This window comes from Bacillus sp. SIMBA_005 (assembly GCF_046535585.1).
GTDB classification, from domain to species: domain Bacteria; phylum Bacillota; class Bacilli; order Bacillales; family Bacillaceae; genus Bacillus; species Bacillus pumilus.
On sequence record NZ_JAWRWI010000388.1, the window covers coordinates 1 to 273 of the forward strand.

General features: G+C 70.7%; 1 protein-coding gene. It reads left to right on the forward strand.

Annotated features, from left to right (window positions below; translation table 11 throughout):
- A partial coding sequence (locus tag SB660_RS20585; RefSeq protein WP_410584193.1) for a histidine phosphatase family protein occupies positions 1-273 on the forward strand: 273 nt, incomplete at both ends.

The window sequence follows — 273 nt, forward strand, 5'->3', positions numbered from 1 at the left end:
CTGCGGACAGCCGTGATCATCGCCGAGCGCATCGGCGCCGATCTCATCGAGGTCCCTGAGCTGGCGGAGCTGCATCACGGCGAGCTGGCGGGGATGACGTGGGAGGAGATCGACCAGGAGTTCCCCGGAGCGCGAGAGGAACGCGCTGCCAACCGCTGGGGCTGGGCCTTCCCCGGTGGCGAGAGTTATGCCCAGGCGCGCGCCAGGGCGAGGAAGGCGCTGAGCAGCTGCGGGTGGGCCTCGAACGGCGTCCCGCTGCTGGTGAGCCACGAG